At 37.0% G+C, this 14,549-nt stretch carries 13 protein-coding genes; 3 read left to right on the top strand and 10 right to left on the bottom strand.

The genetic code is table 11. The features are described from left to right. Positions 1-43: 43 nt before the first annotated feature. From lpdA to pdhA, 4 genes are read right to left on the bottom strand one after another with little or no spacing between them, the layout of a single operon-like run. Complete coding sequence (gene lpdA, locus QFZ28_RS24280; RefSeq protein ID WP_307197208.1) at positions 44-1,441, bottom strand: dihydrolipoyl dehydrogenase; 1,398 nt, start codon at positions 1,439-1,441, stop codon at positions 44-46. A gap of 12 nt (positions 1,442-1,453) precedes the next feature. Beyond that, on the bottom strand, positions 1,454-2,791 hold the full coding sequence (locus tag QFZ28_RS24275) for a dihydrolipoamide acetyltransferase family protein (protein WP_307197207.1): 1,338 nt from the start codon (positions 2,789-2,791) through the stop codon (positions 1,454-1,456). Between the two features lie 12 nt (positions 2,792-2,803). Further along, on the bottom strand, positions 2,804-3,787 hold the full coding sequence (locus QFZ28_RS24270; RefSeq protein ID WP_307197206.1) for an alpha-ketoacid dehydrogenase subunit beta: 984 nt from the start codon (positions 3,785-3,787) through the stop codon (positions 2,804-2,806). A gap of 17 nt (positions 3,788-3,804) precedes the next feature. Continuing rightward, positions 3,805-4,788, bottom strand: coding sequence for a pyruvate dehydrogenase (acetyl-transferring) E1 component subunit alpha (pdhA, locus tag QFZ28_RS24265; RefSeq protein WP_307197205.1), 984 nt, complete (start codon positions 4,786-4,788; stop codon positions 3,805-3,807). Positions 4,789-5,300: 512 nt separating this feature from the next. Between pdhA and QFZ28_RS24260 the strand changes: the two genes are divergently transcribed. From QFZ28_RS24260 to QFZ28_RS24250, 3 genes are all read left to right on the top strand, one after another. Then, positions 5,301-5,636 carry a bh protein gene (locus tag QFZ28_RS24260; protein WP_307197204.1) on the top strand — a complete coding sequence of 112 codons (336 nt, stop codon included), beginning with the start codon at positions 5,301-5,303 and terminating at the stop codon, positions 5,634-5,636. 328 nt (positions 5,637-5,964) lie between these two features. Further along, complete coding sequence (locus QFZ28_RS24255) at positions 5,965-6,444, top strand: glutathione peroxidase (protein WP_307197203.1); 480 nt, start codon at positions 5,965-5,967, stop codon at positions 6,442-6,444. 90 nt (positions 6,445-6,534) lie between these two features. Further along, positions 6,535-7,905 carry an MFS transporter gene (locus tag QFZ28_RS24250; protein ID WP_307197202.1) on the top strand — a complete coding sequence of 457 codons (1,371 nt, stop codon included), beginning with the start codon at positions 6,535-6,537 and terminating at the stop codon, positions 7,903-7,905. Between the two features lie 15 nt (positions 7,906-7,920). On the opposite strand, the gene QFZ28_RS24245 is transcribed toward QFZ28_RS24250, so the two are convergent. The 6 genes from QFZ28_RS24245 to QFZ28_RS24220 form a co-directional block, all read right to left on the bottom strand. After that, positions 7,921-8,598 carry a DUF2294 domain-containing protein gene (locus tag QFZ28_RS24245; protein ID WP_307197201.1) on the bottom strand — a complete coding sequence of 226 codons (678 nt, stop codon included), beginning with the start codon at positions 8,596-8,598 and terminating at the stop codon, positions 7,921-7,923. A 133-nt stretch (positions 8,599-8,731) separates the two neighbouring features. Beyond that, a complete protein-coding gene (locus tag QFZ28_RS24240; RefSeq protein ID WP_307197756.1) occupies positions 8,732-9,409 on the bottom strand; it encodes a Na-translocating system protein MpsC family protein in 678 nt (225 codons plus the stop codon). 246 nt (positions 9,410-9,655) lie between these two features. Beyond that, complete coding sequence (locus QFZ28_RS24235; RefSeq protein ID WP_307197200.1) at positions 9,656-10,726, bottom strand: ATP-binding protein; 1,071 nt, start codon at positions 10,724-10,726, stop codon at positions 9,656-9,658. A gap of 239 nt (positions 10,727-10,965) precedes the next feature. Further along, positions 10,966-12,375 (bottom strand): GntP family permease, encoded by a 1,410-nt coding sequence (locus QFZ28_RS24230; RefSeq protein ID WP_307197199.1) that lies wholly within the window; start codon positions 12,373-12,375, stop codon positions 10,966-10,968. Between the two features lie 200 nt (positions 12,376-12,575). Further along, positions 12,576-13,592, bottom strand: a complete 1,017-nt coding sequence (gene dmpG / locus QFZ28_RS24225) for a 4-hydroxy-2-oxovalerate aldolase (protein WP_307197198.1) — start codon at positions 13,590-13,592, stop codon at positions 12,576-12,578. Between the two features lie 22 nt (positions 13,593-13,614). After that, a complete protein-coding gene (locus QFZ28_RS24220; protein ID WP_307197197.1) occupies positions 13,615-14,502 on the bottom strand; it encodes an acetaldehyde dehydrogenase (acetylating) in 888 nt (295 codons plus the stop codon). Between the last annotated feature and the right edge of the window lie 47 nt (positions 14,503-14,549).

The raw sequence follows: 14,549 nt of genomic DNA, 5'->3' as shown, positions 1-14,549 counted from the left end.
CCTCTTTACAAAACAGTCACTATTAATCTTTCAAGCAACTACACTAAACAAGAACACCTTGCTTTCTCATTTTATTAACAGCATTCATGGCAGTCTCATAGAACGCTTCAGAAACAGATGGATGAGGATGAATCATCTTGGACACTTCTTCAACAGTTCCTTCCAAATACATAAAGGCAGATGCTTCCGAAATCATCTCTGTCACATGTGGGCCAACCATTGTTACTCCAAGGATTTCACCATATTTTTCTTCATAGACAACTTTTACAAATCCGCTTGTTTCTCCAACTGCAAGCGCCTTTCCATTCCCTGCATGATCAAAACGCTCAGTACGTACAGAAAAGCCCTTTTTCTTTGCATCATCTTCCGTCAGACCAACACTTGCAACTTCAGGCAGAGTATAAATACAACGTGGTACAACCCTATACTCCATTTTTTCTTCCATTCCTGATGCATTAGTAGCTGCCACAATGCCTTCTGCACTTGCAACGTGAGCTAATTGATATCCACCAACTACATCACCTACAGCATAAATACCTGGAATATTTGTTTCCATTTTTTCATTGACCTTAATAAAAGGACCTTCCTTTTCAATTGCTATTTGTTGAACTGCAGAAAGATTCGGTTTCCGCCCAACACTTACGATAAGTGTTTCTGCTTCAAAGGAATGTTCCTTTCCTTTTCCATCTGTGCATTTCACGACTTTTTGTGCTCCGCCCTGCTGTACTTCGGTCACCTTCGTACTTGTATGAAAACGAATACCTTTTTTCTTTAGAAGCTTTGTTAACACTTTAGAAGCATCTACATCTTCACTAGGGATGATACGATCGGACGCTTCGATAACCGTTACCTCTGCTTTCAAACTAGAAAAAATACAAGCAAATTCCACACCAATTACACCACCGCCGATAATAATAACCGATTTAGGAATATCCGGTATATCGAAGATTGTATCACTTGTTTCAAACTCAACAGAAGCTAATCCTTCGATTGGCGGTACAACAGGTGATGAACCTGTTGCGATAATAATACGGTCAGCTTGGATATGTTCTTCTTTTTCTGTTGTTTGAACTTTGATGATTTTCCCTTCTTCTACCGTACCGAATCCTTCATAAACATCAATTTTCCCTTGGCTTAGTAAATACGCAATACCACCGCGCAAACGCTGAATCACATCATCTTTACGCTTTTTCATTTTATCAAGCGAGAAAGAAAGTCCCCCAGATTCAATCCCCCACGCCTTTGCTTCTTCAATCGATTCAATCACTTCTGCATGCTTTAACAATGTTTTAGAAGGAATACACCCTCTATTTAAACAAGTGCCCCCTAAAAAGTCCGCCTCGATTACAGCTACTTTTTTCCCTAGTTCCGCCGCGTGCAATGCCGCCACATATCCACCAGGACCTCCGCCTATTACCACAATATCATATGATTTTGTCATGCTTTCCACCTCTTATACTAACAACTCGAATGGGTTTTCAAGAACGCGTTTCACTTCTGTTAAAAATTCTGCCGCTGGTGCTCCATCGATTACACGATGATCAAATGATAAGCTTACAGTCATCATTGGTCGAACTTCAATTGAACCGTTTACAGCTACCGGTTTATCGAGCATTCTTCCTACACCCAAAATAGCCGTTTCAGGTTGATTAATAATAGGAGTAAAGGCATCAATAGCGTACATGCCAAGATTACTAATCGTAAATGTTGATCCTTTTAATTGATTTGGCAGTAATTTTTGTTCTCTTGCACGTTTACCAATGTCTTTTGCTTCTATTGTTAAATCTGCTAACCCCTTTTGTATAACGTCTTTGATTACTGGTACCATCAATCCATCTGGTACCGCCACTGCTAAGCCGATGTGAACGTCATCATTGTAAATAATCTCATCTTTAACGAATGATGCGTTGATAGCAGGGAATCTTGACAATACTGTACCAACAGCTTTTATAATTACTTCCGTATAAGATAAACGGAAGCCCGTTTGTTTTTCTATGATAGGTAAAAGTTGTACACGTAACTCTTTAACCTTTGTCATGTCAATCTCACTTGTTAAGGTAACATGCGGTGCTGTAAAAGCACTTTGAGACATACGCTCAGAAATAACTTTTCGCATACCTGCAATTTTTCTTCGCTTTTCAGAAGGTGCAGCTGTTTTCTTGCCTTTATCTTGTATAGCTGCAGTTACATCTTGTTTTAGAATCTTACCATTCAAGCCACTTCCTACAAGTGCAGATACATCAACTTGTTCTTGTTTTGCAATTTTTTGAGCGAGTGGGGTTACTTTTGTTGTAGAAATATCCGTATTTACATGCATCTCGACATCCTTCAGATGGACTCTTCCATTAGGTCCACTTCCTGAAACAACCACCAACTCAACTTGCTGCACTTTTGCTGCTCTTCTGGCCGCAGGTGTTGCACGCGGCTTTTCGCCAGAAGAAACTTGAGCTGTTACAGATTGACTTTTAGCTTTTTCTTCCACTACTTCTTCTTCTTGAACTGACTCGTTCGATTCACCCGCTACACCTGGCGGCTCTGCAGGTACTTGTTCATTGGCTTCACCAATATAACCGATTACATGGTTAACGGGAACCTGATCATCTTCACCAAAATACTTCTTTAACAAAATGCCGTCTTCATACGCTTCTACTTCGATATTTATTTTATCAGTCATAATTTCGAACAATCGTTCTCCAATTTCAACTGTGTCTCCTTCTTCCTTAAACCATTGAAGGAGGGTACCAATCTCCATTGTACTACTTAGTTTCGGCATGAAAATCTCGTTTGCCATGATTCTTCCCCCTTATTTAAAGCGAACTGTTTCTTTTACTGCGTCAATAATATCAGGTACTTGAGGAATAACAGCTTTCTCTAATGTTGGATTGTAAGGAGTCGGAACGGCTAATCCGCCCAATCGTTTAATAGGAGCATCTAAATAATCAAATGCTTCACTCTCAGCAATCATACTCGCAATTTCTCCGCCAAATCCACCACGCTTAACTGCTTCATGTACCACGATTAGACGCCCTGTCTTTTTCACAGATTCTATAATCGTTTCCTCATCTAACGGAACTAGCGTACGAGGGTCTACGATTTCTACATCAATCCCATCCTTCTCAAGCTCTGCCGCTGCTTCTAATGCTTTATGGACCATGATAGCTGTAGCAACAATTGTGACATCTTTTCCTTTTCGCTTAATATCTGCTTTCCCTAATGGAATGGAATACAATTCCTCTGGCACTTCACATTGTGTTCGATATAGTAACTTATGTTCATAAAAGATAACCGGATTGTCATCATCCATCGCTGCCTTTAATAAACCTTTGGCATCATATGCAGTTGATGGTTGAACCACTTTTAAACCTGGAACATGCGCCATCCAAGCTTCCAAGCTTTGGGTATGCTGCGCAGCTGCTCCTGTACCAGAACCTGCCGGCGTTCTAACAACCATCGGAACTTTCCCCTTACCGCCAAACATATAACGTGTTTTAGCCGCTTGGTTCACTAACTGATCCATAGCAATAGTAATAAAATCAGAAAACTGTAATTCTAAAATTGGTCGCATACCAGTAAGAGCGGCTCCTACTGCTCCCCCTGCAATTGCTGCTTCAGAAATAGGAGTATTACGAACACGATCAGAACCAAATTCCTCAATCATCCCGCGTGTTACTCCGAATGCTCCACCATATACCCCAATGTCTTCACCTAGGATAAATACATCTTCGTTTTGACGCATCTCTTGACTCATTGCTTCTCTAACTGCTTCTAAATACGTAATCGTTCTCATTTTAATTCCTCCCAAGTTTAGGCATAAACATCTTCTAATAGACTTTCAAGTGGTGGTTCTGGGCTATTTTCAGCAAATTTAACTGCCAATTCGATTTCTTGTTTCGCTTCCTGCTGCAATTTCTTTGCATCCTCTTCTGTTAGAACTTTTAATTCTATTAGTAATTCCTTAAATCTTTTAATACCGTCTTTTTGTTTCCATTGTTCCTCTTCTTCACGTGTACGATATTTCTTCGCATCACTTTTTGAATGACCTTTCCAACGGTATGTTTTCATCTCAATTAAAGTTGGACCGTTTCCGTGACGGGCATTCTCTGCCGCCTCATGTACTGTGTTCATGATTTCCACCATGTCATTACCGTCTACTACCTTACCAGGCATACCATAAGCGACCGCACGATCTGCAATATCCTGAATTTTTGTCATCTCTTTTACAGAACCAGACATTCCATACTGATTATTTTCACATATAAACACAACCGGTAAATCCCAAACAGCTGCTAAATTTAAAGATTCATGGAAACTGCCTTCATTGGAAGCACCATCTCCAAAGAAACATAATACTACATATCCTTGATTCTTCATTTTAGACGTTAACGCAGCTCCTACGGCAAGTGGGATTCCTCCCCCCACGATTCCGTTGGCCCCAAGATTCCCTTTTTCGACGTCTGCAATATGCATCGATCCGCCTTTTCCTTTACAATAGCCTGTTACTCTGCCGAATAGCTCAGCCATCATTTTATTTACGTCACCTTCTTTGGAAATACAATGACCGTGCCCCCGATGAGTACTTAAAATTTTATCGTTTGGTTGAAGTACTGCAATAGATCCAGCGGCTGTTGCTTCCTGTCCTACACAAAGGTGAGTAGTTCCATGAATCATCCCTTTAGCAAAAAATTGGTCTACTTTTTCATCAAAATACCGAATAAGCCACATTTCTTTATAAAGACTAGCAAGTTTCTCCTCTGTTATATGCGAGGGTAGTTTTATTGTATTTAACATATTTGCTCCTCCTTTTAACATTTGTAACTTATAGTTACCTTTGTGAAAATAATAAATTCATTTTCGATATTAGTCAAGAGGTTTTTCTTTAATCTTTTTAAATTTGCAAATTAAGAGATCTCTCGGTGATTTCAAAACAAGTTATTTGGAGATTAATGGAGATGATAACATTAGGAGGAATCCAACTAGGGTACAATTTTAGACTGTTTGTAGGGAAATAGTTAGAGGTTTCAGTTATGAATTATTAAACCATAGCCTAGTTAAGGAAAATTTAATTTTCCTTAACTAGGCATATATACATTGACAATTAAGTATATTGGTATTAGATTTAAATTAACATATGTTCAACTATTGAAATATTGTTAATCGATAACGATAAAAAAATATAATGTATTAGATATTTGATTTGTTCTTTTAAAAAGTTCATTATAATAGTTAGGCTACAATAAAGAATTTGTTTGATTTTCCTTTTTGAGGTAAATATTTAAATATGTAGTAAGGAGAGGATTAATATGAAAGTTTCAGTGGTAGATGTGTTCCTTTATTGCTCATGTAGTAAGGATGAAACGCTTCACCGTGTTCAATATTTAAACGAAAAAATTCATAGTACTGAGTGTACCGACTGCCACCGTAAATTTGAAATAAACCTTAATCCTACCAGAGAGTTATATAAAGAAGTCTATAAAAGAGTTTCCTCCAAACCAACAAGATTATCGAAGGAATATAAAGACGATTTGAGCAAGTTTATTAGTGGATTTCCTAAAAGGTTACTAAGTAAACCATACCGACTTATGCGAAATGTAGACGAAACCATAAAAGCCTATAAAAAATTAAAAAATCATGAATAATGTGGTGTCTGTTCCCAAATAATTCTTCGGTCGCTGATTTTATTTTCAAGTAGCTTCATCAGCTTTTCTTGATTGGTGTTGTCAAAGTATCCTTTAATGGGCAAGTAAGAAATCTATTAGTGTCTTTTGACATAAAAAACTCCTCTGTATGCTTTTTTATGGTTAAGCTTTTTAGAACCCTAGGCCTAGCCTAGGGTTTTCATTTCCATAATAAAGAAACTCGCCAATTACTATGGTGAAAATTTGCTTTTTTATGGTACTTGTTATTTGCTAGTAAAATCACTTAAGCTTATCGTACATATTCATTTTTTCCAGGGGAGGAATACAAATGAAAACGGTATATGATTTTACTGTTAAAATGACAAATGGTGAAAATAAATCACTCAAAGAATATAAAGGCAAGCCTTTAATTATTGTCAACACTGCCAGCAAATGCGGATTAACACCTCAGTTTAAAGGGCTTCAGGAATTATATGATAAATACAAGGAACAAGGTTTAGAGATTTTAGGATTTCCTTGCGATCAATTTAATAATCAAGAATTTGATAATATCGATGAGACTACCCAATTTTGCCAGGTAAACTACGGGGTAACCTTCCCTATATTTGCGAAAATTAATGTCAACGGTGATGGGGCGGACCCTTTATTCGCTTACTTAAAAGACCAGAAAAAAGGGCTCCTTTCTAAAAACATAAAATGGAACTTTACTAAGTTTCTAGTTGATTCAAACGGTAAGGTTATTGAGCGCTATGCACCGACAACTGAACCTCAAAAAATTGAAAATGATTTAATCCATTTATTATCATAATCTACAATACAAAGAGAGCGTTTCTATTGAAATGCTCTCTTTTATTGATATGATAAAAACTATCAAGATACGGAAAGAGGAGTTACGACCATGTCATCAATTAAAAATACCTCTTTTATTAAGAACCCCAAATTTCTCATTACAGCAATCGCATTAGGTGTAATCTTAAATCCATTAAATACAACAATGATCACTGTAGCATTGCCAGAAATAAAAAGTGAATTTCAGCTTACTTCAAAGGACATTTCATGGTTAATTGCTTCCTACTTTATGGTAAGCGCCATTTTCCTGCCCCTGCTTGGTAAATTAAGTGATTACTATGGCCGTAGGAAAATCTTTATTACAGGGCTCATTCTAGTTGCTATATCTTCCTTTACTGCTCCTCTCTCTCCAAATATGCCATTTTTATTAGGAATGAGAGCAATACAGGCAATTGGAACATCAGCACTTTATCCTGCAGGAATTGGGATGGTCCGATCCTATATTGAAAAGAATCAAAACAGGGTAATCGGTACACTCTCCGTATTTGCTACCACTTCGGCTGCATTCGGTCCGACGATCAGTGGACTGTTAATTCAAATGGGAGGCTGGCCAATAATATTTTATGTTAATTTCCCTATTATTACGGTTTCTGCCATATTGGCTTTTCTATCTATACCCAAGGACAGTAAGGTCTCAGAAAAGACCTTCAAGTGGGATGGAATCGGAATTATCTTATTTGGCTTATTAATATCTTTTTGGATGTTCTTCCTCCAAGCATTAGAAGATGGACTAAATATTTGGACATTGCTAGCTTCCATCCTCGTAACCTTTTTATTTTATCACCATGAAAAGAGGAACTCGGTACCTTTTATTAATGTTAACTTTTTGAGGAAAAACCTAAATATAACATTAATTTATATTCTTTATGCACTTTCGACGATCGTTTTTTTCTCGATGTTACTTTCGATGCCAACCTACTTGCAGCTATTACTAAACCTTTCTTCAAAAATAACCGGCATGGTTATGCTTTCTATTTCGATATTTGCCATGGCTATTACTCCAGTTGCAACACGGTGGATGGAGAAGTCAGGATATTTGAAACCTTTACTTTCTGGTGCCGTTATAGGGCTGATGGGTGTTATCTCATTATTGACAGTCAATCAAAGCTCTCCCATCTCGTGGATATTTATTGTGTTATCGATCCTAGGTTTAAGCAATGGAATATTAAACATCGGATTACAAACAATCCTTTATTCATTTATTTCTAAATCTGACAGCGGCATTGCTTCCGGTTTGTTAATGACATCTAGATTTATCGGGAATATCCTTGCTTCTAGTATTTTTGGCGTCATGTTTGCAACTGGGATAAATGATGGTAACCATAATTGGATGGCCATCATCTTGTTAATGGTTTCCGTTCTTTTACTGCCAGGAATCCTTTATATTACTAAAACAAAACCTTCTTATGGTAAACAATAATGCTCTAAACTTCTGTTAGGAACGGAGGATAACTGCCATTAAGGATTTATCCTCCTTAAAATTCCAATCAATAAACATATCCATGACAGATTTATGAAATATATCACCAAATCGACCATCGCGGTGAAAATACTTTTTTTCAAGTTCATCCTTTGTATATCTCAGTTCTTTCTCAAAACCCTTTTCAATTAACGCCTTCTCAATTTGAATAAGTATACCAGTTCGTTCTATTAAGCAGATAGAAGAAGATATGGGAAAAATGTGAACTTTATCTGGTACTTTTTCTACCAGCAAACTTAGCCGGCTAATCTCATTTTCTAGTCTTTGGATATCCACATCCGCTTTATATTCCTCACCCGCTTCATTATCCAAGACAAAAATAAGAACACCGGAGTTATTTGGGAAATTCCAATCATGATAGTAGTCTACTACTTCAACATCAAGAGTTACTTGTACTACACCTTTAATTTCATCCAGAAGGTGTGTAATAATAACACCCCTTGCATGATCAACGTACTTGTTCTGACCATATTCTAACAATATATCCTCCATCGGAGATAAAAATCCACGTATATAAGTAACGAGGTGATTTTTGGAAACCGTAGTTTGACAGCTTTGAGGACCCCTTCCAAATTTTTTTCGCAACAATTTACTAATATAACTGCTGATGTACTCTTCTTTTTTTTGATCCATACATATTACTCCTTAATTGGAAACATCTTTTATATCCACTTAGTATGTACGAAACACCTCTATGTTAAATATGTACAAATAAAAAAACATATTGTATTTTAGGAATTCCGTCATTACAACATGTTTTTTCGAATTATTTCATTATATATAATTTGTTAAAAATAAAAATTATATAATTTCTATTATTCTTATAGTCCCACATAATAAACAGATCCTCAATTAAACGATTAAAAAGACTTTCAAATTGCCCTCTGCTCTTCCAATATCCATCTTTTATCTGAAATACCTGGTGCAGGAGCAAATCTTTATTACCTGTTTCGTAAACGAATCTTTCAAGTGGTAAAAGTACTTCTTTTGATTCTATAACACATATATTTTGCGTTAATTTTACTATATTTATACTGGCAGGCTTTTTGTGGTATTCCGAGCCCACCTTTTCTATTAACTGAACTAGGCTGCTTTGATAACTATAATCTACCTTATCTTCATGATCTGATTGAGCATGCTCTAAGAGAAGAATTCCTGTGTTTTTATCATAGTTCCAATCATGAAAGTAGTCATCAAATGATATTCCCAGTATCTTTACTACTTCAGGAAGAAACTCCTGAGTTACAGAATTGATTACGGCCGTCCGGAAATGAAAAGCTAGTTCCAACTGCTCTTGATTTACCAAAACCTCCTCTGCAGGAGTAATAAAATTTCTCATGTATACGTAAATTCTATTGCCTTTTAAAATAACATTACAGGTTTCCGGGCCTTTTCCAAATCTGCGTTTAAGCAATTTGCTAAACGTGCTGCTGAGATATACCAATTTCTCTTGATTAGAATTAATATATATCTCTCCTTTCGCAAAAAAATAAAAAAGGCCTAACTTCAAAAAAGAAGTTAGGCCACGGTTCAGACGACTATATTACTAGTTTCTTCCATTTACCATACAGTTTACGGGTATTGTTTTTTATTGTTTACTTTTTATGTAAAAATAATAGACCTCTAAAACTAATGACTGCGAGACATTAGACCTGTTTATTTTATCAAAAATTTCATTATCCTGCAATTGTTATGCAGTAGGTAAGATCACCTCAATACTGGTACCTTCTGTATTACTCAATATATTAATTTTGCCTTTATGCTCTTCGATAATTTCATTGCTGACAAGCATTCCGAGACCAGTACCATGTTCCTTTGTCGTGAAAAACGGCTCACTAATACGTTCCAATATATCAGGTGGAATTCCACTGCCTTCATCAATAATTCGAATGTGAACACATTCATTTACGTGTATGCCTTCAACGACGAGCTTTCCTCCGTCCGGCATGGCTTCAATGGCATTCTTTATATAATTGATAAACACTTGTTTTAATTGATTTTCGTCCCCAACAACACTTACCTCTAGTGTATGGAAATTTTTTATGACTTCAACATTATTTAATAAGGTTTGTGACTCCATCAATGTCAGGACTTTGTCCAACAGCCTCTGGATATCCAACTCTTGATAATGTATTTTTGTTGGTTTAGCCAGAACCATTAACTCTTTTAGAATCATTTCAACACGATTAATCTCTGATTCTACAATATTATAGTAGGTGGTTTCCCCTTTATGCTCACTCATCATTAATTGAACAAAACCTTTTATTGCGGTGATTGGATTTCTAATTTCATGTGCAATCCCTGCTGCAAGTTGACCTGCGGCTGCTTGTTTTTCCGACAGCAATTGTCTTTCCCTCTTAATTAATGTAATATCTTTTAAAACAACATAGCTTCCAACCACTTCATCATTAAAAAGGATTGGAAATGTAGTTACGTTAACATCCATGCTATTTCTATGTCTAATACTGATTTTAGAATCAAAATTTGTAAGTTGTTCACGCTGTTTTCCAATAAAAAACGTTTGAGTGCTACTTAAAACAGACGAGATGAAAATATCAGTTAGCTTCATACCTAGTAAATCAACCCTCGAACATTGTAATAACTCTTCACAAACTTCATTTACATAAACCAATTGGCCAGACGTGTTCATTATAAAAAATGGATCAGTATTCTTAGAAAGCACAGAGAAATCTTTATCCACATTAACATCCACGTATATTTCGAGTAAGAAGTTTAATCGCTTCATTTCATCCTTGTCCATTAGATACCATCCCTCCCGTTTTCAGCATAAAAAAAGCCAAAATAAGCGTAGATATCCCTACGTCTTATTTTGGCTTAAATTCTAGCGTTTAGATATCTAGAAACTCATTACCGAGTATATAAAACATGAAACTCAACATAAAAGAGTCATTTTTAGTAGAAAAGAGCATTTATCTCTTTTTCCACTTTTAATAATATATTATTATTTGGGAATATTCAAATAATAAGTTCTGAAACGTTTTAAACAATTCCCGTTAACAGATAAACTGCAATGATGAAGAAAGCGGCAATTGTCTTAATGATGGTTATCGCAAAAATATCTCTGTAAGATTGCTTATGCGTTAAACCAGTTATGGCGAGCAAGGTAATAACTGCTCCATTATGCGGGAGTGTATCCATACCACCTGAAGCCATAGAAATAACACGGTGCATCACTTCAAGCGGAATATCGAACTGATTTGCTAGTTCAATATATTTATCTGACATCATCCCCAGCGTAATGGCAATACCGGCAGAAGCTGACCCAGAGATAGCAGATAGAATATTGGTTGTAACGGCTCCGTTTAGTAATGGATGACCAAATACTTTGGCAATCTCATCTCTCGCGATAGAGAAACCAGGTAGATTTGAAATTACAGCTCCAAATCCATATTCTGTTGCTGAGTTCATAATTGCAAGAAGCGCACCTGCAACTCCGACTTTCATTCCATCTTTGAAATTCATCATAACAGGTTTGCGATTATAAAGAATAGTCGCGATAATACCGACTAAAAGTGCTATTTCAACAGACCATATTCCGATAACCTTTGAAGTATCAATGCTTGGAAAACTCATCCCAATTGACGCAAAATCGAAACCATTTGGATACCATTGTGGAATTAGCGTTGTAAATACCTTGTTTAAAACAGCAACTAATATAACAGGAACAAAAGCAAAAATCTTACGTCCGATACTTTCTTGTTCCGCTAAATTAATGGTTACTTCATTTTCCTCTTTGATTGTTCCGAAGCTATCATAACCTTCTCCAGCCTTTTCTGCTTTTATACGACGAGAGTTTAAATACCACATTCCTAGTACGAAGATAAAAATGGCTCCGATAATCCCAAGCGTAGGTGCAGCATAAAGATCTGTTTTAAAGAAGGAGGTTGGAATTACGTTTTGTACTTGCGGTGAACCAGGCAATGCATCCATTGTAAAGGTGAATGAACCAAGCGCAATTGTTCCTGGAATTAACCGCTTTGGAATATTTGATTGTCTAAAAAGGTGTGCAGCAAATGGATAGACCGCAAATGCTACCACCACTAAGCTAACTCCACTATATGTTAAAATAGCAGCAAGTAAAACGATGGCTAACATTCCTCTTTTTTGACCAACGACTTGGACGATGGTAGAAGCAATAGATTTAGCAAGTCCTGACATTTCTACTACTTTACCAAAAATGGCTCCTAATAAGAAGATTGGAAAATAAAGCTGAATATATTCAACCATTTTCCCCATAAATACATTCGAGTAAAAAGGTAGAATCCATCCGGGTTCTGTCAATAGTACAGCGAATAACGCACAAATAGGTGCAAAAATGATAACCGTAAATCCTCGATATGCAATAAACATCAACATTCCGAGTGCTAATAAAATAATTACTAACTCCATAGTTTTTTCCCCTTTAACTCATGATGTATTTCTCTACGTAAGGGAACTTTAATAACAAAACCTAAACCGCTTACAAACACAATCTAAAAAATTATTATTTCACTTAGTTGTTTGGTGAAAGTGAGAAGCTTATTCCCACTTTCACCTGCTTATGGTTGTGTATTTTTGTTCCCAACATTATCTATTAATCATCTAACTTTTTAGCGATTCTTACTTTTGGCAATTTCCGCTGCTACTTCAACGATCATATCCTCTTGACCGCCTACTACTTTACGTTTTCCTAATTCTATTAATATATCTCGAGAATCTACACCATATCTCTCAGCAGCACGTTTTGAATGAAGGGCAAAGCTTGAGTAAACACCCGCATATCCAAGTGTAAGGCTGTCTTTTGTAATTTCTTGCGGCACTGGTAAAAGTGGCGCGATGATGTCTTCTGCTAAGTCCATCATTTTATACAAATCTACCCCCGTTTTGATTCCCATCCGTTCACAAACGGCTACCAGTACCTCTGTTTGTGTGTTACCAGCACCGGCACCTAAGCAGCGAACACTGCCGTCAATGCGGGTAGCACCTTCTTCAATGGCTACAAGTGTATTCGCCATCGCCAACGATAAATTGTTATGACCATGGAAACCAATGTTAATACCTACAGATTGTTTAAGTGCACGAATTCGTTCGCGAACTTGACCTGGAAGCAGATAACCTGCTGAGTCCACTACATAAACCGTATCCGCTCCATAGCTTTCCATTAATTTTGCTTGTTCTACTAATTTGTCGACCGGAGCCATATGATTCATCATTAAGAATCCAACAGTTTCCATCCCTAATTCTTTTGCATAGGCAATATGCTGTGGAGCCACGTCCGCTTCCGTAACATGAGTCGCGATACGAGCCATCTTTGCACCTAAATTTGCTGCTTCTTTCAATTCGTGTAACGTACCGATACCTGGCAATAAGAGGACAGCAATTTTGGACTTATCTGCAACAGATACTGCAGCTTCGATTAATTCCATTTCATTTGTACGAGAAAGACCGTATTGCAAGGATGATCCAGCTAAGCCATCTCCATGAGATACTTCGATATATGGCACATTTGCATCATTCAATGCTTTTGCTACTGTAAGTACTTGGTCAACTGTATATTGGTGAGAGACTGCATGACTTCCATCTCGTAAGGCAACCTCAGTGATAAGAATATCTCTTTCGTTCGTCATTTTATTTTCCCCTTTCTACCGCTTAAACGGTTTCTTTCTTTAATAGATTTTTAGCAAACTCTTCGGCAATTTTCACACCGGCAGCCGTCATAATATCAAGGTTACCTGAATATTTAGGAAGGTAATCACCAGCACCTTCTACTTGAATAAAGATTGTTACTTTATTTCCTTCGAAAATAGGTTCCGTACGAAGCTGATAGCCTGGAACATAGGATTGAACTACTTCTGTCATTTCAGCAATGGATTTTCTGATACCCTCTTCGTCCATTTTTCCTTCTTCTACAAGGGTATAAACAGTATCACGCATCATGATTGGCGGTTCAGCAGGGTTTAAAATCATAATAGCCTTCCCTTTTTTAGCCCCTCCAACCACTTCTATCGCACGTGAAGTTGTTTCAGTAAATTCATCGATATTCGCACGCGTTCCAGGACCTGCACTTTTACTTGAAATCGTCGCAACGATTTCAGCATATTCTACTGGGCTTACGCGATTTACAGCGTGAACCATTGGAATCGTTGCCTGTCCGCCACATGTAATCAAATTGATATTTTCTTTTTCTAAATGCTCGTCAATGTTAACAGCCGCACATACATATGGACCAACAGCAGCAGGAGTCATATCAATTACTTTTATACCTGCTTCTTTTAACACTTTTGCATTATAAAGATGAGCTTTTGCAGAAGTTGCGTCAAATACAATATCAGCTTCTAATGTTGGGTCTGCAAGAAAACCATCAATACCGGTGTCTACCCCTGCATAACCCATTTCTCTCGCACGGCGTAATCCGTCCGATTGCGGGTCAATCCCAATCACAGCAGTCAACTCTAGTAATTCAGAGCGACCAAGTTTAATCATTAAATCAGTACCAATGTTACCTGAGCCAAGAATAGCCACTTTTACCTTTGACAATATAATTCTCCTCCTAGAAATTAATTTTTTATATGTTTTTTACACGA

This window comes from Neobacillus niacini (assembly GCF_030817695.1).
Taxonomy (GTDB): Bacteria; Bacillota; Bacilli; order Bacillales; family Cytobacillaceae; genus Neobacillus; species Neobacillus niacini_F.
This window is presented reverse-complemented; position numbering and strand designations above follow the sequence as displayed.

What these genes read in the sequence shown, in the direction of transcription:
- pdhA (WP_307197205.1), bottom strand. Translation starts at nt 4,788, where the DNA reads ATGTTAAATACAATAAAACTACCCTCGCATATAACAGAGGAGAAACTT.
- QFZ28_RS24275 (WP_307197207.1), bottom strand. Translation starts at nt 2,791, where the DNA reads ATGGCAAACGAGATTTTCATGCCGAAACTAAGTAGTACAATGGAGATT.
- QFZ28_RS24250 (WP_307197202.1), top strand. Translation starts at nt 6,535, where the DNA reads ATGTCATCAATTAAAAATACCTCTTTTATTAAGAACCCCAAATTTCTC.
- QFZ28_RS24230 (WP_307197199.1), bottom strand. Translation starts at nt 12,375, where the DNA reads ATGGAGTTAGTAATTATTTTATTAGCACTCGGAATGTTGATGTTTATT.
- QFZ28_RS24235 (WP_307197200.1), bottom strand. Translation starts at nt 10,726, where the DNA reads ATGGACAAGGATGAAATGAAGCGATTAAACTTCTTACTCGAAATATAC.
- QFZ28_RS24260 (WP_307197204.1), top strand. Translation starts at nt 5,301, where the DNA reads ATGAAAGTTTCAGTGGTAGATGTGTTCCTTTATTGCTCATGTAGTAAG.
- QFZ28_RS24245 (WP_307197201.1), bottom strand. Translation starts at nt 8,598, where the DNA reads ATGGATCAAAAAAAAGAAGAGTACATCAGCAGTTATATTAGTAAATTG.
- QFZ28_RS24270 (WP_307197206.1), bottom strand. Translation starts at nt 3,787, where the DNA reads ATGAGAACGATTACGTATTTAGAAGCAGTTAGAGAAGCAATGAGTCAA.
- dmpG (WP_307197198.1), bottom strand. Translation starts at nt 13,592, where the DNA reads ATGACGAACGAAAGAGATATTCTTATCACTGAGGTTGCCTTACGAGAT.
- lpdA (WP_307197208.1), bottom strand. Translation starts at nt 1,441, where the DNA reads ATGACAAAATCATATGATATTGTGGTAATAGGCGGAGGTCCTGGTGGA.
- QFZ28_RS24255 (WP_307197203.1), top strand. Translation starts at nt 5,965, where the DNA reads ATGAAAACGGTATATGATTTTACTGTTAAAATGACAAATGGTGAAAAT.